Origin of the sequence: Phycicoccus sp. Root563 (assembly GCF_001427915.1) — a bacterium.
Lineage (GTDB): Bacteria > Actinomycetota > Actinomycetes > Actinomycetales > Dermatophilaceae > Pedococcus.
On the sequence record NZ_LMGM01000001.1, the window covers coordinates 832,382 to 852,249 of the forward strand.

Sequence of the window (19,868 nt, forward strand, 5' to 3'; positions counted from 1 at the left end):
TCAGGGCACGGGACCCCGGCTCCCGACGCCTGCTCGGTCGGGTTCGACCGGGCCGGCGTCTCCGCCTACGGCACCGCAGCCCGGGCGGACTTCTTCGTGGCGCTCGAGCAGCCGGGCCCCTGGGGCCGCGACGCCGCCACCCAGTCGCACCTCCCTGCCGACCTCGGGTCGGCCCTCGCCGAGGCCTGCAGCAGCAGGGGCGGGCGGCTCAGCCTGATCCGACGCCCGGGCCGCCACCCCGACGACTCGCACGACCCGGCGCCGGCCGGCCACACGGCATACCTCGCCTGGGCGGGTGAGCAGCCGTGGCTGCTCACCGGACGCGTCGCCGACCCCGCCGTCCTCCTCGACGTCGACCTCGACGCCCTGGCCCGCGGCGACCGAGACGCCGTGACGCGGTCCCTGCCCGGTATGGCGCCGTGCCCGCCGGTGCTCCTCGTCTGCACCAACGGGCGGCGCGACGTCTGCTGCGCCGTGCGAGGGCGACCGGTCGCCCTCGACGCAGCCGCCGAGGCGCCCGGCCGGGTCTGGGAGGCCTCGCACACCGGCGGCCACCGGTTCGCCCCGACCGGCGTGCTGCTCCCCCACGGCGCGACGCTGGCGCGCCTCGACGCGACGCTGGCCGGGGAGGTCCTGGCCGCGGCCGGGCACGGGGCCCTCCCGCTCGGCCTGCTCGGCCCCGCCCACGACCGTGGGCGCAGCGCCCTCGCACCCGGCGCCCAGGCGGCGGAGTCGCACGTGCGCCACCTCGTCTCGGAGGTCTCGCTCACCGCGTTCACCGTGACCGAGCTGGCGCGGGTCTCGGCACCCCCCGCAGGCACCCCCGCAGGCACCCCCGCAGACACTGCCTCAGACACCCCCTTGGACACCCCCGACGGCACCCCGCCGGGAGCGGTCGGCACGGTCGGAAGCACCTTCGAGGTGGTCCACGAGGACGGCCGGAGCTGGGTCGTGCAGTGCGAAAGACTGCTGCTCGCAGGGGAATTGCCCGAGTCGTGCGGCAAGCACCCTGTCCACGTGTCGGTCTGGGACACCCGCGTCGCCTCCTGAGCGACGGTCGTCCACGCTCGGTTTCCCGGCAGTTACGTAATCGTTACCGCCTTGTCCTCATGAAGCGATTGCCACAGGCGAGCGCAAACGTTTACATGGGGCCGTTACCTCAGCGCTGAGGCACGTCCGCCTCAGCACGACGCGAGAAATGGAGGCGGGCGCATGGCCCTCCGAATGAACAAGCGGCACACCTTCACGGTGCTTGCCGGTGCAGTGTCCGTTGCGCTCGTCGCAGCGGCCTGTGGTGGCGGCGGCGGCGGCGGCAACGCTGCTGCGTCCTCCGGGGCTGACGCCCGCGGCCCCATCACCTACGTCCAGGGCAAGGACAACAGCAACCTCCTCGCTCCGCAGGCGGCCCGCTGGAACGCGGCCCACCCGACCGAGAAGGTCACGATCAAGGAGCAGTCCGACCAGGCCGACCAGCAGCACGACGACCTGGTGCAGAACTTCCAGGCCAAGAGCACGGCGTACGACGTCGTCTCGGTCGACGTCGTCTGGACCGCGGAGTTCGCCGCCAAGGGCTGGCTGACCCCCCTCAAGGACAAGTTCGCCCTGCCGACCACCGGATTCCTGGCCCCGACCATCAAGGCCGCCACGTACAACAACACGCTGTACGCGGCACCCACCTCCTCCGACGGCGCGATGCTCTACTACCGCTCCGACCTCGTGAAGACGCCGCCGAAGACGTTCGACGAGATGTGGTCGATGTGCTCCATCGCCAAGCAGAACGGCATGGACTGCTACGCGGGCCAGTTCGCCAAGTACGAGGGCGGCACCTGCAACGCGACCGAGTGGATGAACGCCTACGGCGCCAAGGTCGTCGACGACGCCGGCAAGCCGACCGTCGACTCCCCCGAGGCGGCTGCCGGCCTGAAGGCCCTGGCCGACCACTACAAGAACGGTGACATCCCCAAGCAGGCCATCACCTACCAGGAGGAGCAGAGCCGCGCTGCGTTCCAGGACGGCAAGCTGCTGTTCCTGCGCAACTGGCCCTACGTCTACAACCTGGCCAGCACCGACGCCTCCTCGAAGGTCAAGGGCAAGTTCGCCGTCGCCCCGCTGCCCGGCGTGGACGGCCCCGGCACCTCGACCCTCGGTGGCCACATGGCCGCGATCAGCGCCTTCTCGAAGAACAAGGCCACGGCCCTGGACTTCCTGAAGTTCCTGACCAGCCCCGAGGAGCAGAAGACCAACATGGAGAAGGGTTCGCTGGCTCCGGTCATCGAGTCGATCTACACCGACCAGGCCCTCGTCGCCAAGTACCCGTACCTGCCGACGCTCAAGGAGTCCATCTCCAACGCGGTGTCGCGTCCCGTCACCCCGTTCTACCCGGCCGTGAGCAAGGCCATCCAGGAGAACTTCTACGCAGCCATCCAGGGTCAGAAGACCCCCGAGGCCGCCGTGAAGGACATGCAGGCCGCCATGCAGGCCGCCTCCGGCTGATCCACGCCGCCTGACCCGAGTCGTGGGGACGGTTCCTCCGGGAACCGTCCCNCCGAACGTCGCCGAGCGCGAAACACATCACGGTCTTTCCACCATCGCTTCCGGGCAAGGAGCAGGCATGAGCGCAGTCGCACAGTCGACGCAGGGGTCGACGAAGAAATCGCCCCCCACCAAGAAGCCCAAGGGGCTCAACGACGCCCAGAGACGTCAAGGCCTCCTGCTGGTCCTGCCGACCTTGGCCTTCCTCGCAGCCGTCATCCTCTATCCCCTGGTCCGAGCGGTGTTCGACTCCTTCAAGAAGGACGAAGGACTCGACCCGGCCACCGGCCTGTTCGTCCAGGGCGGCAGTGCCGGCGTCTCCAACTACACCCACTGGCTGCTGCAGCAGTGTGGCAACGTCGACTGCCCGCCCGGCACCCTCGGCGCACAGTTCTACAGCGCCTTCTGGGTCACCCTCTTCTTCACCGTCGTCAGCGTCGTGGTCGAGATCGGCCTCGGCATGTGGTTCGCGATGATCATGAACCGCGACTTCAAGGGCCGTGGCCTCGTCCGCGCCGCCATCCTCGTGCCGTGGGCCATCCCCACCGCTGTGACCGCCAAGCTCTGGTTCTTCATCTTCGCCTTCGACGGCATCGCCAACAAGCTCCTCGGCTTCGTCGGGATCCCGGCGCAGCTGTGGACGAGCGACCCGACGGCGGCCAAGTTCGCCATCATCATCGCCGACGTCTGGAAGACCACGCCGTTCATGGCGCTGCTCATCCTCGCCGGCCTGCAGCTCATCCCCGGCGACGTCTACGAGGCCGCCCAGATCGACGGCGCCACCAAGTGGCAGACGTTCGTGCGCATCACCCTCCCGCTGGTCAAGGTGCCGCTCATGGTGGCCGTGCTGTTCCGCACCCTCGACGTGCTGCGCATCTACGACCTGCCGGCGATCCTCACCAACGGCGGTGGAGGCACGACCTCCCTGTCGATGCTCGTGATCGACCAGATCCGCCAGGGCGGGTTCAACAACGCGTCCGCCCTCTCGACGATCATCTTCCTGCTGATCGCCATCGTCGCCTTCCTCTTCATCCGGTTCGGCGGGGCCGACGTCATCCAGCGACCGCCGACCTCGAAGAAGAAGGACGACGACGCTCCGACCCGCGGCCAGGCTGCCCAGGTGGGCAACCCCGTCGCCGCCAACGCGACCTCGACGGGAGCCTGACATGACCGCGGCAACCACCACCTCGACCACGGCACCCCCCACCAGCGGGCGCACCGAGGCCCAGGAGATCCACTTCAAGAGCAACCGCAACGCCAAGATCCGGATGTACATCGGACTCGCGGCGCTGGTGATCTGGGGTCTGGCCCCGTTCTACTGGATGGTCGTCACGGCCTTCCGCGACGTGGGCTACACGTTCGACACCAGCCCGTGGCCGACCCACGTGACGCTGGACAACTTCCGGACGGCGTTCTCCACCGGCCGCGGCAACCACTTCGGTGCCGCGCTGGTGCACTCCGTCATCATCGGCGTCGTCACCACCGTGGTCGCCATGCTCGTCGGCGTCTTCGCGTCCTACGCGCTGGCCCGGCTCAACTTCCCGGGCAAGTACGTCGTCCTCGGTGTCATCCTCGGGTCCTCCATGTTCCCGGGTGTGGCCCTGGTGACGCCGCTGTTCCAGCTCTTCACGAACCTCGGCTGGCGCGACGGAGCCAACTACCAGGCCCTGATCATCCCGAACATCTCGTTCGCGCTACCGCTGACGATCTACACGCTGACGGCGTTCTTGGCAGAGATGCCGTGGGAACTCGAGGAATCGGCGCGCATCGACGGCTGCACCCCGGGCCAGGCCTTCCGCAAGATCATGCTGCCGCTCGCGGCCCCGGGTCTGTTCACGACGGCGATCCTGGCCTTCATCGCCAGCTGGAACGAGTTCCTCCTGGCCTCGCAGTTCTCCACGGCGCAGACGCAGACGGTGACGGTGGCCATCGCCCAGTTCACCGGCTCCCAGCCCCACCAGGAGCCGTACACCGCCGTCATGGCGGCAGGAACCATCGTCACCGTGCCGCTCATCATCATGGTGCTGATCTTCCAGCGGGCCATCGTGTCCGGTCTGACGGCCGGAGGTGTGAAGGGCTAGGCCCTGCGCCTATCCCCCACATCTGCAATGGGACTGTTCAACCCAGGAAGCGGCACTGGCGGTCAGCGGGCCAGGGCCCAACGACTCGACACGCTGCTCGGCATCATCGGGGTCTTCACCTTCATGGCCGTCGTGCAGACGGTCGTCCTGGAGGTGCGCGGGGAGCCGGCGGGAACATCCGCCGTGCTCCTCGCGGTCCTCCTCGCGATCCTGTACGCGGTCTGGCGAGCACGGAAGAACACCGGAGTCTGAGCCTCCAGGACGGGTGTCATGACAACCATCGGCGACGTTGCCAAGGCCGCGGGAGTGTCCGTGGCGACGGTCTCGCGCGCGCTGCGCGGCGTCGACCGCGTCAGCCCGCGCACCCGGGACCGCGTGCTCGCGGCGGCCACCGAGCTGCACTACGTCGCCTCCCCCGCCGCCACCTCCCTGGTCTCGGGGCGGACACGGGGCATCGGGGTCATCACGCCGTACTTCAACCGGTGGTTCTTCGCCACCGTCGTGACCGGCATCGAGAAGGCGCTGCGCGACGAGGGGCACCACGTGCTGCTGTGCGACCTCGAGAGCCACACCTTCGACGCCCGCCTGCCCATCACCCAGAACATGCTCTGGAAACGGGTCGACGGGGTCATCATCCTCAACGTGCCGCCCGACCCGCAGGAGCGCGACCTGCTCGACCGGCTGGGCCTGCCCGTCGTCACCGTCGGCAACCGCCAGCCGGGGTGGCCGTCCGTCCGCATCGACGACCGGGCCGCGATGGCGATGGCCGTCGAGTACGTCGTGGGGCTCGGGCACCGCGAGATCGCGTATGCCGGGACGGTGCCGGCCTCGGTGTCGCACCTGCAGACCCCGTTCGACCGCCGGGAGGCGTTCGACGAGGTGCTGGCCCGGCACGGCATACCGAACCGTCCGGAGTGGACCCTGCGGTGCGACTGGACCGCTGACGGTGCCGCCGAGCACGCCGATCGGTTGTTCGCCGCCGCGGAGCGACCCACCTGCGTCGTCGCCGCCTCCGACGAGATGGCCTTCGGGGTGATCAGTGCCGCCCGTCGGCGCGGCCTGCAGGTCCCCGGCGACGTGTCGGTCATCGGCATCGACGACCACGTCCACTCCCGCATCCACGACCTCACGACGGTGCGCCAGGACGTCGAGGCGCAGGGCCGGCACGCCGGCTCGCTCATGCTCTCGGCGCTGCACGGCCACGACGTGAGCAGCACGCACGACGAGGTCCTCGGGGTCGAGCTCGTGGTCCGTGGCTCGACGGCACCGCCCTCACGCTCCCGGGCGAAGCGGACCGACCGCCCGACGCGGGCGCGCACGGCACCGAGGTCCGGTGCCCTCGGTGCCGTACAGGCGCCTGCCTGAGCCCTGGTCGGCCCAGCGCGGGCCTTCTCGGGCCCGTCCGGCCGTCGTCTAGTTGACCGAGCCCTCGCGCTCGCCGAGCTCCTCCGGGTCGCGGATGTAGGTCTTCTTGGCCCGCAGCGCCCGGTTGGCGAACCAGGTGATCGCCCAGAGCACCACGCCGATGGCCAGCAGGATCCCGGCGATCTTGTACTGCTCCCCCGCTCGGCCGGTGACCGGCAGCACGAAGAAGAAGCAGAGCAGGGCGCCGACGACCGGCAGCACGGTCGGTGCGACGAAGTGCTTCCGGTCGATGGTGTCCTTGCGGAGCACGAGGACGCAGATGTTGACGATCGTGAAGACGCCGAGCAGCAGCAGCGACGTCGTCCCACCGAGCGTCTCCGTGGCCGAGGTGCTCGCCCCGGAGACGTAGGTGATCAGGCCGAAGGCGAGCAGCGTCGTGAAGATGATCGCCGCCCACGGCGTCTGCCGCGACGAGTGGACCTTGCCCAGGAAGGGCGGCAGCACCTCCTGGCGGGCCATGCCGTAGAGCAGCCGGCTCGCCATGAGCATGTTGATCAGCGCCGAGTTGGCCACGGCGAACATCGAGATGAAGGGCAGCAGGGTGTCGATCGGCACGCCGGGCGCGGCCCGCTCGACGACGGTCACCAGCGGGGTCTCGCTGTCCCCGAGGATGCCGACGGGCACGATGGCCACCGAGAAGAGCGCGACGAGCACGTAGATGACACCGGTGACGCTGATGCCGGTGATCATCATCTTGGGGAAGTTCTTGACCGGGTCCTTGGTCTCCTCGGCCATGTTGACCGAGTCCTCGAAGCCGACCATCGCGAAGAACGCGAGGGACGTCGCCGCCGTGACGGCCAAGAACGCGCTCTTGTCGCTCGGGCTGTCGAACACCATGGTCCGGCTGAAGTCGGTCTTGCCGGCGAACAGGGCGTAGAACCCGACGAGGATGACGAGCAGCAGACCGGACAGCTCGACGAGGGTGAGCACGATGTTGGCGCGCACGCTCTCGCCGACGCCACGGAAGTTCACGACCGCGACGAGAGCCATGAACGCCAACGCCACGACGAGGATCAGCGAGGTGTTGTCACTGTCGAGCCCGAACCCCTTGGCCATGTTGGACGCGAACGCCCTCGACGCGGTCGAGGCGCTCGTGATGCCGGAACACATCACGGTGAAGGCGACGATGAAGGTCAGGAAGTGCACCCCGAAGGCCTTGTGCGTGTAGAGCGCCGCCCCGGCAGCCTGCGGGTACTTCGTCACGAGCTCGAGGTAGGAGAACGCGGTGATCATGGCGATGCCGAAGGCCACGATGAACGGCACCCACGCCGCCCCACCGACCTCCTGGGCCACCTTGCCGGTGAGGGCGTAGACACCGGTGCCGAGGATGTCGCCCACGATGAACAGCAGCAGGAGCTTGGGACCCATCACCCGCTTGAGCTCGGTCTGTTCTTCCCCGGTGTCGACGTTCGTGGTCGTGGACATGCAGAACCTCCTGGTCGCGGAGGTCGCCCTTCACGACCCCTGCAGGGCCCACACTGACGCAGTTCGCCCACCTCGGCAACGAGCAACGCTGGTGGGCGCCGCCGTCAGGCGTCGATGCGTTCCCGGTCGAGCTCGGCTGCCGACTCGACGATGAAGTCCTTCCGGGGACCCACGTCGTTGCCCATGAGGAGGTCGAACACGTTCTCGGCCATCTCGGCGTCCGCGAGCGTCACGCGCCGCAAGGTCCGGTGCCGCGGGTCCATCGTGGTCTCCGCGAGCTGGTCGGCATCCATCTCGCCGAGGCCCTTGTAGCGCTGCAGCGGCTGCTTGATGTTCTTCCCGCGCTTGCCGAGGGAGGCGACCGTCGTCCGCATCTCCTTCTCGGAGTAGGTGTAGATGAGGTCGTTCTTCTTGGCACCGTTGTTGACGACCTCGATCCGGTGCAACGGGGGCACCGCGGCATACACCCTCCCCGCCTCGACCAGGGGGCGCATGTAGCGGAAGAAGAGGGTGAGCAGGAGCGTCCGGATGTGGGCACCGTCGACGTCCGCGTCGGTCATGATGATGACCTTGCCGTAGCGCGCCGCGTCGAGGTCGAACGAGCGCCCGGAACCGGCCCCGATCACCTGGATGATCGCAGCGCACTCGGCGTTCTTGAGCATGTCCGAGACCGAGGCCTTCTGGACGTTGAGGATCTTGCCGCGGATCGGCAGCAGCGCCTGGTAGTCGCTGGAGCGGGCGAGCTTGGCGGTGCCGAGGGCGCTGTCGCCCTCGACGATGAACAGCTCGGACTTCTCGACCTCGGACGACCGGCAGTCGGCGAGCTTGGCAGGCAGCGTCGACGACTCGAGGGCGTTCTTGCGACGCTGGGTCTCCTTGTGCAGCCGGGCGCTGATCCGCGACTTCATCTCGGAGACGACCTTCTCCAGCAGCAGGGCCGCCTGGGCCTTCTCGCCCCGCTTCGTGGAGGTCAGGAGGCTGGTGAGCTCCTGCTCGACGACCTTGGAGACGATCGCGCGGACCGCGTTGGTCCCGAGCACCTCCTTGGTCTGCCCCTCGAACTGCGGCTCGGCCAAGCGGACCGTGACCACGGCGGTGAGGCCGGCGAGGACGTCGTCCTTCTCGGGCTTGTCGCTGCCGACCTTGAGGCGCCGGCTGTTCACCTCGAGCTGCTTGCGGAACACCTTGAGCAGCGCCTGCTCGAAGCCGGCGATGTGGGTGCCGCCCTTGGGCGTGGCGATGATGTTGACGAAGGAGCTGACCTTCGCGTCGTACCCGGTGCCCCACCGGACCGCGATGTCGACGCCGCACTCGCGCTCGACGGCGGTCGGGGTCATGTGCCCCTTGCCGTCCAGGACCGGCACCGTCTCGGTGAAGGTGCCCGTGCCCTGCAGCCGCCACACCTCGGTCACCGCGGTGTCGGGGGCGAGGAACTCGGCGAACTCGGAGATGCCGCCGTCGTGGACGAAGGTCTCCTCGTGCGGCCCGTCGGCCCCCGGGGTGCCGGGAAGCCCACGCTCGTCGCGGATGACGATGGTGAGCCCCGGGACCAGGAACGAGGTCTGGCGCGCGCGCGAGACCAGGCTGGGGTAGTCGAACGCCGCGTCCTTGAGGAAGATCTGCTCGTCGGCCCAGTAACGCACCCGGGTGCCGGTGACGCCCCGCCTGGCCTTGCCGACGACGGCCAGCTCGCTGGAGCGCTCGTAGGGCGTGAAGGCGTGGTCCGGCGCCTTGTCGGCGGTCGCCACATCCGGGAAGTACCCGGGCTCGCCGCGGCGGAAGCTCATCGCATAGGTCTTGCCGGTCCGGTCGACCTCGACGTCGAGGCGTGCCGAGAGGGCGTTGACCACGGACGCACCGACGCCGTGCAGACCACCGGACGCGGTGTAGGAACCGCCGCCGAACTTGCCCCCCGCGTGCAGCTTGGTGAAGACGACCTCGACCCCGGTGAGGCCGGTGCGCGGCTCGATGTCGACCGGGATGCCACGACCGTTGTCGCGGACCTCCACCGACCCGTCGCGGTAGAGGATCACCTCGATGCGGTCGCAGTGACCGCCGAGCGCCTCGTCCACCGCGTTGTCGATGATCTCCCACAGGCAGTGCATGAGGCCGCGGCCGTCGGTCGACCCGATGTACATGCCGGGACGCTTGCGCACGGCCTCGAGGCCCTCGAGGACCTGCAGGTGGTGGGCGCTGTAGTCCGACGTGGACTTCGTCGTCGCGGCCTTCTTCGCGGTGGTGGCTTCAGCCACGGGGTTCCCTTCTCGGTGCTCTGGCGGCCAGGTCGCTGACCGGTCCCCGCAGGGTAACCCGCGGCGCGGACAGGGCCGCGCAGGCACGCGGCACGTCCCGGGGCCGGTGGTCGTTGGTCCCATCGCGGGGCGCCGGCCCGGGCCCAGGGGCCCCGTCCGGACCGATCTGGATCCGTCCGGACCCATCCACCGGACACCTGACCTACGAATCACCTGTTGCGACATGACATGACCCACATGGTGACCCAATACGAGCCGGGAAGAACGTGGCGTGCTTGACTGTTCTAACCGGCGCCGGACCCGGAAAGTTGTCTCACCCCTGTGACAACCCCGAACCGGCGGAGGACGTCTCATGGAGACAGACGAATGAAGGAAGGCTGACGTGACCACTGCACTGGCACCCTCTCTGAACGCGGCCGACCGCTGCGACCGCTGCGGCGCCCAGGCCTACGTGCGCGCTCGCCTTCACGCTGGTGGGGAACTGCTGTTCTGCGCCCACCACGGACGCGAGCACCTGCCGAAGCTGCGCGAGCACGCCGACATCCAGGACGAGAGCGAGCGGCTCCACGAGACGCCCGCGACCGTGCCGGACGAGGACCGGTAGACCGGCCGCTCCACCCCTCCCTCGTGGAGGCCACCCTGTGGGTCCCCGCCGTCCTGATCGTGATCGGGCTGGTGGGGATCGTCGTCCCCGTGCTGCCCGGGCTGCTGCTCGTGCTCGCGGCCGTGCTCATCTGGGCCTTCGACACGGGTACGACCGCCGGCTGGTGGGTCTTCGCGCTCTGTGCGGCCCTCTACGTGGCCGGCACGGCCCTGCAGTACGCCCTCCCCGGTCGGCGCATGCGCGCGGCCGGGGTCCGTCGTTCGACGCTGCTGCTGGCGGTCCTGCTCGCCATCGTCGGGTTCTTCGTCATCCCGGTGGTGGGCGCCGCGGTGGGGTTCGTGGGCGGGATCTACCTCGTCGAGCTGGGCCACTCCCGCGACAGGTATGCCGCGTGGGCCTCGACCAGGGCCGCCCTCGGGGCGGTCTTCCTGTCGATCGGCATCGAGCTGTTGGCCGGGCTGGCGATCGCGACCACGTGGGTGGTCGCCGTGCTCGTCACGACCTGACGGCTAGTACCCGCCTGCGCCGCCGTCCTTGCGACGGTCCCAGCGCTCTTCCATCCGGTCCATGAACGACCCGGCCGTCCGACGAGACCTGGGGCCCTTGCCCTGACCGGCCTTGGGCCGGGCCATCGGGTGGCGGACGGTTCCGTCCGGCTGGACCGCGCCGAGGGCCGCCTTGCCGCGCCGGGGCGGGGTCAGGGCGAAGGCCACGGCGGCGACCATGATGGCGAAGCCGATGGCCCCGATCCACATCGTGGTGTTGACCCCCACGAGCACGAGGGCGAGGCCGAGGACCACACCGACCACGCCGATGGCCACCCGTCGTCGGGCAGCCGCACGAGCACCGGCACCCTGCATCTGTGACGCGAACTTGGGGTCCTCGGCGTACAGAGCCTGCTCCATCTGCTCGAGCAGCTGCTGTTCGTGCTCTGAGAGCGGCACAGTGACCTCCTGGCAATCGGCGTGCATGTGCTCCAACGCGCCAGGCCGCCGATTCGTTGCGCCTGCGAAGGAGCATCTTTGCCGGTCGGTGGCGTGGCGCCGACACCATCAGGATATGTCGCGCAGCGGTGTTGCACCATCCGTTCGCCGGCACCCGTCGAGGTGATCTGCGTCAGGGACCAAGGACCCGGTCAACGACCCGTCGCAGGGGGGTCACTGGGACGTCCCGGAGCACGTCGGTCGCGGTCCTTGTCGCTGATCAGGGCCGCCGGGCGGACGCTGCCGGCGCCGAACCGGGCACTGGCCCGGTCCACCGCCCGGTCCGCCTCCCGCCAGCCGTGGTCGGGCTCGTCGAGCAGGCCCTGGATGGGGGCACCCGCGCTGTCCACCAGACCCTCCATCCGCACCCCGACGAGGCGGATGCGGGCGCGCTGCAGGCCCAGCGCGTCATACAGGCTGCGCGCGGTCTCGTAGATCTCGCGGCTGACGTCGGTGGGGTCGCGCAGGGTCTTGCTTCGGGTGATCGTCGTGAAGTCCGAGAACCGCACGCGGACGGTCACAGTGCGTCCGAGCATGCCGGCGGAGCGGACCCGGGCCGCGGTGCGGTCGCTCAGCTTGAGCAGGTGGCGGTGGATCTGCACCGGGTCGTCGATGTCGAACTCGAACGTCTCGTCCGAACCGATGCTGCGCTCGCGGCGGACCGGTTCGACCCCTCGGGGGTCCCGACCCCACGACAGGTCGTGCAGGTGCGGGCCGGCCGACTCCCCCAGGGCCCGGCGCAGGGTGTCGAGGGGGGTGTGCGCGATGTCGGCGACGGTGTGCAGCCCGAGCCGCAGCAGCGTCTCCTCGGTCTTGTCGCCGACGCCCCACAGCGCGCCGACGGGGAGCTGCTGGACGAAGCTGACCACCTCGTCGCGGGGGACGACGACCAGGCCGTCGGGCTTGGCGAGGCCTGAGGCGAGCTTGGCGACGAACTTCGTCGGGGCGACGCCGACCGAGCAGGTGATGCCCTGCTCGTCGTGGATCGTGTCGCGGACCAGCTGGCCGATCCGCGCCGGGTTGCCCAGCCGACGGACCGAGCCTGCGACGTCGAGGAAGGCCTCGTCGAGCGAGAGGGGTTCGACGATGGGGGTGATGGTGTCGAAGGTGGCCATCACGGCGGCCGAGATCTGGCTGTAGAGCGCGTGGTCGGGGGCGATCACGGTGGCCTGCGGGCACAGGCGGCGAGCCCGCGACATCGGCATGGCCGATGCGACCCCGAAACGGCGGGCCTCGTAGGTCGCCGACAGCACCACGCCACGGTTGCCGCCACCGCCGATGATGACCGGGGTGCCGACGAGGTCGGGACGACTGAGCAGGGATGCGGACGCGTAGAAGGCGTCCATGTCGACGTGCAGGACGGTGCACCCGGTGTCGTCGGGCGGCCGGTCCGCACTGCGCGACGGCAGGGTGAACTGGCGACGGCTCACGTGCGGGCGAGGACGTGGACCGCGGCGCCGAGCTGCCCGAGGAACGCGAACTCGGGGTGCCGGTTGGCGGCGGCCTCGAGCTCGAGCAGCGCGGCACGGTCGGCGTCGGAGTCGATGAGCGCGGAGGGCACCAGGTCGCTGAACAGGCGGACCCCGTGGACGTCCTCCACGACGAGGCCGGTCTGCTCGACCATCGACCGGAGGGTGCTGGCGTCGAACCGCCGCGGCAGCGGGTCGGCTGCTCCCCAGCGCCCGTCCTCGCTGACGAGGGCCTGGTGGGCCTGGGTGAACTGGCCGGCGAGCACGCGGGCCAGGACGACGGCGAGGCGCTGCGCCGCGACGATGCTCAGGTGTCCACCGGGGGCGACCACCCCGGCGAGGGCGGTGAGGGTGGCCTGGGGGTCGTCGACGACCTCGAGCGTGCCGTGGCAGCAGACGAGGTCGACCAGCCGGTCGCCGACGATGGCGGCGAGGGAGTCGGCGTCACCCTGCACGGCGGTGACGCGGTCGGCCACCCCGCGCTCGGCGCTGCGGCGGGACAGCGACGCCAGGGCGTCGGGGCTGGGGTCGACGACGACGACCTGGTGGCCGAGCTCGGCGAGCGGGACGGCGAGGCCGCCGGTGCCGCCACCGAGGTCGAGGACCCGCAACGGCTGGACGTCACCGTCGGCGCGGGCAGCCTGCTGGGCGGCGAGCAGACCGGTCACCGCGGTCCACACCGCGGAGGTCCGCAATGCCGTCTCGACGCCACCGCGTCGGGTCCGCCACTGCTCGTCGGCCACCGCGGCCACCTCCTGTGCTTCCTGCTGGATCGTCCTGCTCACCCTAGTGGCCGGAGCTGCCGGGGCTGGAGTGCCACAGCTTGCGTGGTGCGGCGAGCTGTCCCAGGCCGGTGTCGTCGGGCACCTCGGCGCCCTGGGCCAGCGCCCGTGACCCGCGGACGTCCCCACCGGCCGGCTTGATGTCGGCGTAGGGCGACTGCTTGAAGCCCGACGCGTGCACCAGCACCCGGCGTCCTGCGGGACCTGCGGCGCGCTGGACCTCCTCGGCAGCCTCGGCCTGCTCCGTGGCGCTGCGTTCGCTGTCCTCCATCGCGGCATGCACGGCCTCGATCCCCCCGCGGGTCCAGGCCTCCCACAGCGGCGTCAGCTCCCACGCACCCGTGGCCCGCAACGAGATCCCCCGTGGTCCGGTACGCCGGACCACCCCCCGCACGAGCATCATCCAGGAGTGGAACACGGTCGCGGCGTAGGGCCCCTGGACGTCCTCGAAGAAGGTCGCGTCGACCGGTCCCGTGGAGTCGTCGAGGGTGAGGAACACGACCCGTCGCCCCGACCGGATCGGTGGCGTCTGGGTGGCGACCTTGACCCCGCACACCCAGACCGTGGACCGGCTGCGGGATCGCAGCAGGTCACGGCTGCGGGTCACCCCGAGCGCCTCGAGCAGCGGCGCGTAGAAGTCGACGACGTGGGCGCTGGCGTCCAGGCCGAGGATGTCGAGCTCGGCGCGGACGCGTTCGGGACCGGTGAGCTCCGGGAGCCCGGTGCCCGAGGTGAGCTCCGGCCGGTCGCCGAGGTCGAGGGTGAGCTGGGTCGGCTGCTCCGCGGCCGCCGTCACCGGCAGGGCGGCCTGCGACTGTCCCGCGGCGAGGGCCCGCACGCCCGACCCGTCGCTCACCCCCGCCTCCGGGGACCGTCCCCCGACCGGTATGCCGCGGGTCCCCCGGCCGCGCCGAGGGGCCGCCCGCTTGGCCGACCGGTCCAGCGCCCGGCCGTAGCGGTCGAGCTCGGCGACGTGCAGGAGCAGGTCACGGCGGGTCGTGCGCCCGCGGCGCCCGAGGCCGCCACTGCCCATGCCGCGTGATCCCACGGCACCGCCTCCTCCACCCCAGGCACCGCCGCCTCCTGCCCTCGGCACTCCCCCGGGACCACCCAGCGAACCCATGCCGTAGAGCGCGTCGAACCCACCGGCGAGGACGAGCCGCTCCGCGACCGGTCGGGAGACGTGCGCGCGGTGCCAGAAGTCGGCGAGCCCGGCGTAGGGCTGGCCCGCGACGATGCGGGCGACCTCGGCGTCGCTGATGCCCCGGACGTCGGACAGGGACAACCGGATGCCGTAACCGCGGGCGTCGGGCAGGTCGGGGTCGGGTCGCTCGGGGTCGAACGACCCGTGCCCGACCCCCTCGAAGGCCACGGACGGCTCGTCGAAGTCCTGCACCTGCACGTCGGTGGCGAGGTCGTCGAGGCGTTCGACCCGGTAGGCACCGGTCGAGGCGTTGACGTCGAGCCCGAGCACCGCGATGCCGAGCGACCGGGCGTCGTCGAGGATGAGCCGCTTGGGGTACATGCCGGGGTCGTGGGTGAGCACCCCGGACAGGAACGCCGCCGGGTGGTGGGTCTTGAGCCACGCCGAGTGGTAGGTCGGCAGGGCGAAGGCCGCCGCGTGGGCCTTGCAAAAACCGAACGACGCGAACGCCTTGAGCACCTCCCAGATCCGGTCGACGTCGGCCGGGTCGTAGCCGCGGGCCAGGGCCGCAGGTCGCCACCAGGCCTCGATCTCCACCTGACCTCGAGGGGTGCCCAGGGTGCGGCGCACCTCGTCGGCCTGGGCGAGGGACACCCCGGTCGTCTCGGCGACGATCATCAGCACCTGTTCGTGGAAGACGACGACCCCCTCGGTCTCCCGGAGCGCCTCGATGAGGGTGGGGTGCAGGTAGCTGGGCTCCTTCCACCCGTGCCTGGCCTCGAGGAACGGCGTGATCATGTCGGACTTCACCGGTCCGGGCCGGAACAGCGAGATGTCGATGACGAGGTCCTCGAAGCGCTCCGGCCCGAACTTGCCGATCAGCTCGCGCTGGCCGGGACTCTCGATCTGGAAGCAGCCGAGCGTGTGGCTCGTGCGGATCAGCCGGAACGTCGCCTCGTCGTCGAGCGGCACCTGCCGCTGGTCGTCGAGGTCCACCTCCACGGCGTCGACCCGCTGCACCTCCTGCAGCGCGTGGGCCATCGCCGACTGCATGCGGATCCCCAGCACGTCGAGCTTGAGCAGGCCCAGGGCCTCGACGTCGTCCTTGTCGAACTGGCTCATCGGGAACCCCAGCCAGCTCGCCTCCACCGGGGTCCGGTCGAGCAGCCCGCCGTCGGACAGCACCACCCCGCAGGGGTGCAGCGCGATGTGGCGAGGGAGCCCGTCGAGGCGCTCGACGAGGTCGAACAGCACCCGCATCCGGGGACTGTCCAGCCCGCGCGAGCGCAGCTCGGGCAGCTCGGCGATGGCGCTGCGTGCGTCCCGGGCCCGGATGTGCGGGAAGGCCTTGGCGATCTCGTCGATCTCCGTCGGCGGCAGGCCGAGCGCCGCGCCCACGTCACGGATCGCGTGGCGCACCTTGTAGGTGTCCATCATCGAGACGCAGGTGACACGCTCACCGCCGAACCGGTCGAGGATGCGCTCGTAGACCTCGGTACGGCGGGCGGACTCCACGTCGATGTCGATGTCGGGTAGCTCGGCCCGCAGCGGCGAGCAGAACCGTTCCATGAGCAGGTTGTAGCGGATCGGGTCGACCCCGCTGATGCCGAGCAGGTAGTTGACCAGCGACCCCGCCCCCGACCCGCGCGCGGCGACGCGGACCCCCATCTCCCGGATGAGGTCGACGACCTCTGCGACCGTGAGGAAGTAGGTGGGGTAGCCCAGCTCGGCGATGACCTTGAGCTCCTCGGTGAGCCGGCGCTCGACCGCGGCGAACTCCTTCTCCCCGATGCCGGGGTAGCGGCCCCCGACGGCTGCGCGGCAGCGCTGCTCCAGCCTGGCCTGCGGGCTCTCCCCCGGCTCGATCTTCAACGTGTGGGGCTCGGGCAGGTGGACCGAGCCGATGCCGAGGTCGTGCCGGGCGCTCTGGGCGCACGACAGCCCCACGGCCAGGGTGCGCTGGAGCAGCTCGTCGGCGCGACCACGGTCGCCGCCGGTGACCTCGAGGGCGACGGCATGCATGGTCGGGGTCGCGGCGAGGTGGGCGGCGTCGGTGACCCGGTCGAGGTGACGGGTGTCGAGGGCGACCAGCCGCCGCGCCGCGTCGAGCAGGTCGACCACGGCCGACTCCCCCGGGTCGACGTGGCGCACCGCGGCGGTGAGTACCGCGGGGACACCCTGCTCGTCGGCGAGGCCGAGCAGCCGGCGGGCGTGGCTGCGGGACGCCGGGGTGCCCTCGGGGCCGCCGTGGCAGACCACCTCGATCGCGACCGCGCCCGCCGGCAGCCGTCGTCGCCACGCGTCGAGCAGGACCCGCGCCCGGTCGACGCGCTTGACCAGCAGCGCCCGGCCCACGTCGGAGTCGGGTCCGAGCAGGACCAGCAGCGGGCTGGCGTGGTCCCGGCTGGACCGGGGGTCGCCGCCACGCCAGCAGCCTGCGGCGACGACCGCGGCCGAGGTCACCGGCACCCCTCGCTCCCCGCGCAGGTGGGTCTCGGTCACCAACCGGCACAGCGCCGCCCACCCGACTCCTGCCGGGACCCCGCCGGCCCGGCCCCGGGCCAGCACGGTGACCCGCGGGTGGCGGGGGTCGCGGTCGGCGCCACCCCGGGCGGGGGTGCGCGGCGGACGGCTCGGCTGCTGCAGTGGCTGTTGCGCGGAGGAGGAGGCGGACCGGGAGGAGTATGCGGCGGGGTCGCGTCGTCCCTCCCCGGCACCACCGTGGTCGCCCGGGGCGTCCGGCCCCACGGCGAGGTCGACGCCGAGGACCGGGGCGATCCCCGCCGCGGTGGCGGCCTGGACGAACCGGACCGCGCCGTAGAGGCCGTCGCGGTCGGTGAGCGCGAGGACCGGCTGCCGGTGCTGGGCGGCGCGCTCGACCAGCGCCTCGGGGGTGGAGGTGCCGTAGCGCATCGAGAACCCCGAGGCGACGTGCAGGTGCACGAACTCCGCCGCCGGGCCGGCAGCGGCGCTCATGGCGCTGCGCGCGTCGAGCCGGCGGAGCTCGAGCCGGCGGAGGTCGTCGCGAGGGCGGTGGGTACGAGCACCTCGTCGTGGCTGCCCGGCTGGACCGGCAGCCCGAGGCTGCGGCAGACCAGGTCGAGGAACACCTCGGACTGCCGGATCAGGTCGTCGGCCTCCCGGGCGCTGTGGGGCTGGCCGCGCCGGGCCGTCACGAGCTCGAAGAACTCGGCCCACTCCGCGAGCTCCGGGGCCACCGTCGGCAGCAGCTCCCACAGGGAGCGCGGCCCGCAGTGGCCGTCCGGGGTGGCGCGGGCGGCGACGAGGGCGGCAGCGGCCCGCAACGCACCGAGCTGGGCCTGCAGGTAGCGCTGGGACACCTCCCGGCTCTGGCAGGCCTCGAGCAGGGAGTGCCGGGACCGGTCGAGCAGGTCGAGGCTGGCGCCCGCGCTGTGCCTGGTGCCGGTCGCGGAGGCGTCCACGGTGATGGTCGCCATCTCAGTCCGCCACACGCAGCAGCCGCCAGCGCAGGCCGCGGTCCTGGTGGTCCGCACCGAGGTCGTAGACACCGACCGCGGCGCACCGGCCGGCACTGGCCTCCACCCGCCACACCTGGCGCTCCCGGGCGTCGGTGAGGACGTCGTTGCTGCCCTGCTCGCGCGCCTCGCGCCACCACGGCCGACGCTCCTGCCAGCGGTCGAGGACCGCCCGCACGACGTAGAGCCGACCCCGCCACACGAACGCCTCGGGTCCCGGGGTCGTGGGACCGTCCTCGACGGGGACACCGTGGACGCCTTCGGGACCGGGGGCACCGGGAGCACCGGGAGCACCGGGGGCACCGGTCGCCGTCTGGCGGACCTCGATGGGTTCTTCGTACCGGCGCACCACGAGCAGGCTCCTTCGTCAGGGCAGGGTGGAATGGTGTGGCTCTGGCCCTGCAGGGGACGGGGTCGAGGCGTCCGCTGCGGGCCAGAGCCCCACGGTGGTCCCTGGGCGCGGACGGCAGGTGGCGGGAGTCGTCCGCCCTGCTGGTCGCCCGGTCCTTCGGTGGAACCATTCGAACAGATGTTCGATATGAAGAACCGTACACCTGCCCTCGGACAGCTCGTCAAGAGCGACGGCGCGTCGTCGCCACCCGGGCGCGTCGCCGTCGACGCTCCAGCGCTGGTGGCCGTCGGCAGCCACCCCTAGGCTCCGGACATGAGCCCGCCCGAGCCGGTCGCTCCACCCCCCGCCGAGGTCCGCGACCTCACCGGCCACCCCGCCGTGCAGCGGGTCCTGGCCACGCTCGCCGTGCACAGCGTCGACCCCGAGCTGGTCAGCCTGCCCGACGCCGTCCGCACCGCCGCCGCGGCCGCCGCGGCCATCGGCGTCACCCCGGCCGAGATCGCGAACTCACTGATCTTCCGCGCCCACGACGAGCAGGGCACGATCACCCCGCTGCTCGTGCTCACCTCGGGTGCCCACCAGGTCGACCTCGTCAAGGTCGCCGAGCTGCTCGACGGCGTGGACCACGTCGACCGCGCCGACGCCGACTTCGTCCGCGCCGCGACCGGGTTCGCCATCGGCGGCGTCGCCCCGGTCGGCCACCCGGCCCCGATCCGCACCGTCGTCGACGTGTCGCTGAGCCGCTACCGCCACGTCTGGGCCGCCGCCGGCCACAGCCACACCGTCTACCGCACCACCTACGAGGAGCTGCTGCGCGTCACCGCCGGGCACGCCATGGAAGTGGCCTGACCGCGCCATACCGCCGACGGGCGCGCCACACCGCCGACGGGTGCGCCCGGCCGCTCAGGTGCGGTGCGCCTCGTGGATGCACAGGACGTTCCCGTCGGGGTCGACGAACCACGCGGCCCGCTCCCCCGCGAAGTCCGCGATGTGGTCCTGCGTCTGCAACCCCGGGAGGTCGTAGTCCTCGAACACCACGCCCTTGCCCTCGAGCTCGGCGATCTCGGCCGCGACGTCCGGGACCTCCCACGTCAGGGCGGTGCTCGGGTTCTGCGAGCCGGTCTCCCGAGGCAGCAGCATGAGCACCGTGCCGCCGCTGAGCTCGTACATCAGGCTGCCCTCGGCGTTCGTCCCTTGGAACGGCAGGCCCAGCCGGTCGGAGTAGAACTCCTTCGCGCGATCGGTGTCCGTGACGGGAAGCATCGTCGCAACTGCACTCATGGCCAGTGACATGACCAGCACCTCCTTCAGGCACCTCCCAG

The 19,868-nt window shown here is 71.2% G+C and carries 18 protein-coding genes; 9 read left to right on the forward strand and 9 right to left on the reverse strand.

Annotated features, from left to right (window positions below; translation table 11 throughout):
- The first annotated feature begins 96 nt into the window (after positions 1–96).
- From ASD62_RS03970 to ASD62_RS03995, 6 genes are all read left to right on the forward strand, one after another.
- Positions 97–1,050, forward strand: a complete 954-nt coding sequence (locus tag ASD62_RS03970) for a sucrase ferredoxin (RefSeq protein WP_235530620.1) — start codon at positions 97–99, stop codon at positions 1,048–1,050.
- Between the two features lie 174 nt (positions 1,051–1,224).
- Positions 1,225–2,493 carry an ABC transporter substrate-binding protein gene (locus tag ASD62_RS03975; protein ID WP_056914848.1) on the forward strand — a complete coding sequence of 423 codons (1,269 nt, stop codon included), beginning with the start codon at positions 1,225–1,227 and terminating at the stop codon, positions 2,491–2,493.
- Positions 2,494–2,611: 118 nt separating this feature from the next.
- Positions 2,612–3,697: a carbohydrate ABC transporter permease gene (locus ASD62_RS03980; protein WP_082552796.1), complete on the forward strand. Its 1,086-nt coding sequence runs from the start codon at positions 2,612–2,614 to the stop codon at positions 3,695–3,697.
- Between the two features lies 1 nt (position 3,698).
- The gene (locus tag ASD62_RS03985) at positions 3,699–4,613 is read left to right on the forward strand and encodes a carbohydrate ABC transporter permease (protein ID WP_056914849.1); all 915 of its coding nucleotides are present in this window, start codon (positions 3,699–3,701) and stop codon (positions 4,611–4,613) included.
- Between the two features lie 27 nt (positions 4,614–4,640).
- A complete protein-coding gene (locus ASD62_RS03990; RefSeq protein ID WP_056914850.1) occupies positions 4,641–4,865 on the forward strand; it encodes a hypothetical protein in 225 nt (74 codons plus the stop codon).
- Positions 4,866–4,883: 18 nt separating this feature from the next.
- Positions 4,884–5,978 (forward strand): LacI family DNA-binding transcriptional regulator, encoded by a 1,095-nt coding sequence (locus tag ASD62_RS03995; RefSeq protein ID WP_082580559.1) that lies wholly within the window; start codon positions 4,884–4,886, stop codon positions 5,976–5,978.
- 48 nt (positions 5,979–6,026) lie between these two features.
- Here ASD62_RS03995 and ASD62_RS04000 read toward each other — a convergent pair whose 3' ends face one another.
- Complete coding sequence (locus ASD62_RS04000; RefSeq protein ID WP_056914851.1) at positions 6,027–7,463, reverse strand: APC family permease; 1,437 nt, start codon at positions 7,461–7,463, stop codon at positions 6,027–6,029.
- Between the two features lie 104 nt (positions 7,464–7,567).
- A complete protein-coding gene (locus ASD62_RS04005; RefSeq protein ID WP_056914852.1) occupies positions 7,568–9,715 on the reverse strand; it encodes a type IIA DNA topoisomerase subunit B in 2,148 nt (715 codons plus the stop codon).
- A 382-nt stretch (positions 9,716–10,097) separates the two neighbouring features.
- Between ASD62_RS04005 and ASD62_RS04010 the strand changes: the two genes are divergently transcribed.
- Together ASD62_RS04010 and ASD62_RS04015 are read left to right on the forward strand one after the other, a co-directional pair.
- Positions 10,098–10,319: a hypothetical protein gene (locus ASD62_RS04010; protein WP_056914853.1), complete on the forward strand. Its 222-nt coding sequence runs from the start codon at positions 10,098–10,100 to the stop codon at positions 10,317–10,319.
- A 23-nt stretch (positions 10,320–10,342) separates the two neighbouring features.
- Positions 10,343–10,825, forward strand: a complete 483-nt coding sequence (locus tag ASD62_RS04015) for a DUF456 domain-containing protein (RefSeq protein ID WP_056914854.1) — start codon at positions 10,343–10,345, stop codon at positions 10,823–10,825.
- Between the two features lie 3 nt (positions 10,826–10,828).
- Here ASD62_RS04015 and ASD62_RS04020 read toward each other — a convergent pair whose 3' ends face one another.
- The 6 genes from ASD62_RS04020 to ASD62_RS19630 form a co-directional block, all read right to left on the reverse strand.
- Positions 10,829–11,263: a DUF3040 domain-containing protein gene (locus ASD62_RS04020; protein WP_056914855.1), complete on the reverse strand. Its 435-nt coding sequence runs from the start codon at positions 11,261–11,263 to the stop codon at positions 10,829–10,831.
- 191 nt (positions 11,264–11,454) lie between these two features.
- A complete protein-coding gene (gene dinB / locus ASD62_RS04025; RefSeq protein ID WP_056914856.1) occupies positions 11,455–12,732 on the reverse strand; it encodes a DNA polymerase IV in 1,278 nt (425 codons plus the stop codon).
- Entirely contained in the window at positions 12,729–13,556 is an 828-nt protein-coding gene (locus ASD62_RS04030; protein WP_235530622.1) for a methyltransferase domain-containing protein, read from the reverse strand. The genes dinB and ASD62_RS04030 overlap by 4 nt, the downstream gene beginning before the upstream one ends.
- A gap of 1 nt (position 13,557) precedes the next feature.
- Entirely contained in the window at positions 13,558–17,673 is a 4,116-nt protein-coding gene (locus tag ASD62_RS04035; protein ID WP_056914857.1) for a DNA polymerase III subunit alpha, read from the reverse strand.
- A complete protein-coding gene (locus tag ASD62_RS04040; protein WP_162246802.1) occupies positions 17,670–18,155 on the reverse strand; it encodes an SAV_6107 family HEPN domain-containing protein in 486 nt (161 codons plus the stop codon). Before ASD62_RS04040 ends, ASD62_RS04035 begins: the two co-directional genes overlap by 4 nt.
- A gap of 1 nt (position 18,156) precedes the next feature.
- Positions 18,157–18,546: a DUF6504 family protein gene (locus ASD62_RS19630; RefSeq protein WP_082580561.1), complete on the reverse strand. Its 390-nt coding sequence runs from the start codon at positions 18,544–18,546 to the stop codon at positions 18,157–18,159.
- 312 nt (positions 18,547–18,858) lie between these two features.
- On the opposite strand from ASD62_RS19630, the gene ASD62_RS04050 reads away from it, so the two are divergent.
- Complete coding sequence (locus ASD62_RS04050; RefSeq protein WP_056914858.1) at positions 18,859–19,395, forward strand: YbaK/EbsC family protein; 537 nt, start codon at positions 18,859–18,861, stop codon at positions 19,393–19,395.
- A 54-nt stretch (positions 19,396–19,449) separates the two neighbouring features.
- Here ASD62_RS04050 and ASD62_RS04055 read toward each other — a convergent pair whose 3' ends face one another.
- A complete protein-coding gene (locus tag ASD62_RS04055; RefSeq protein WP_157581320.1) occupies positions 19,450–19,839 on the reverse strand; it encodes a VOC family protein in 390 nt (129 codons plus the stop codon).
- Between the last annotated feature and the right edge of the window lie 29 nt (positions 19,840–19,868).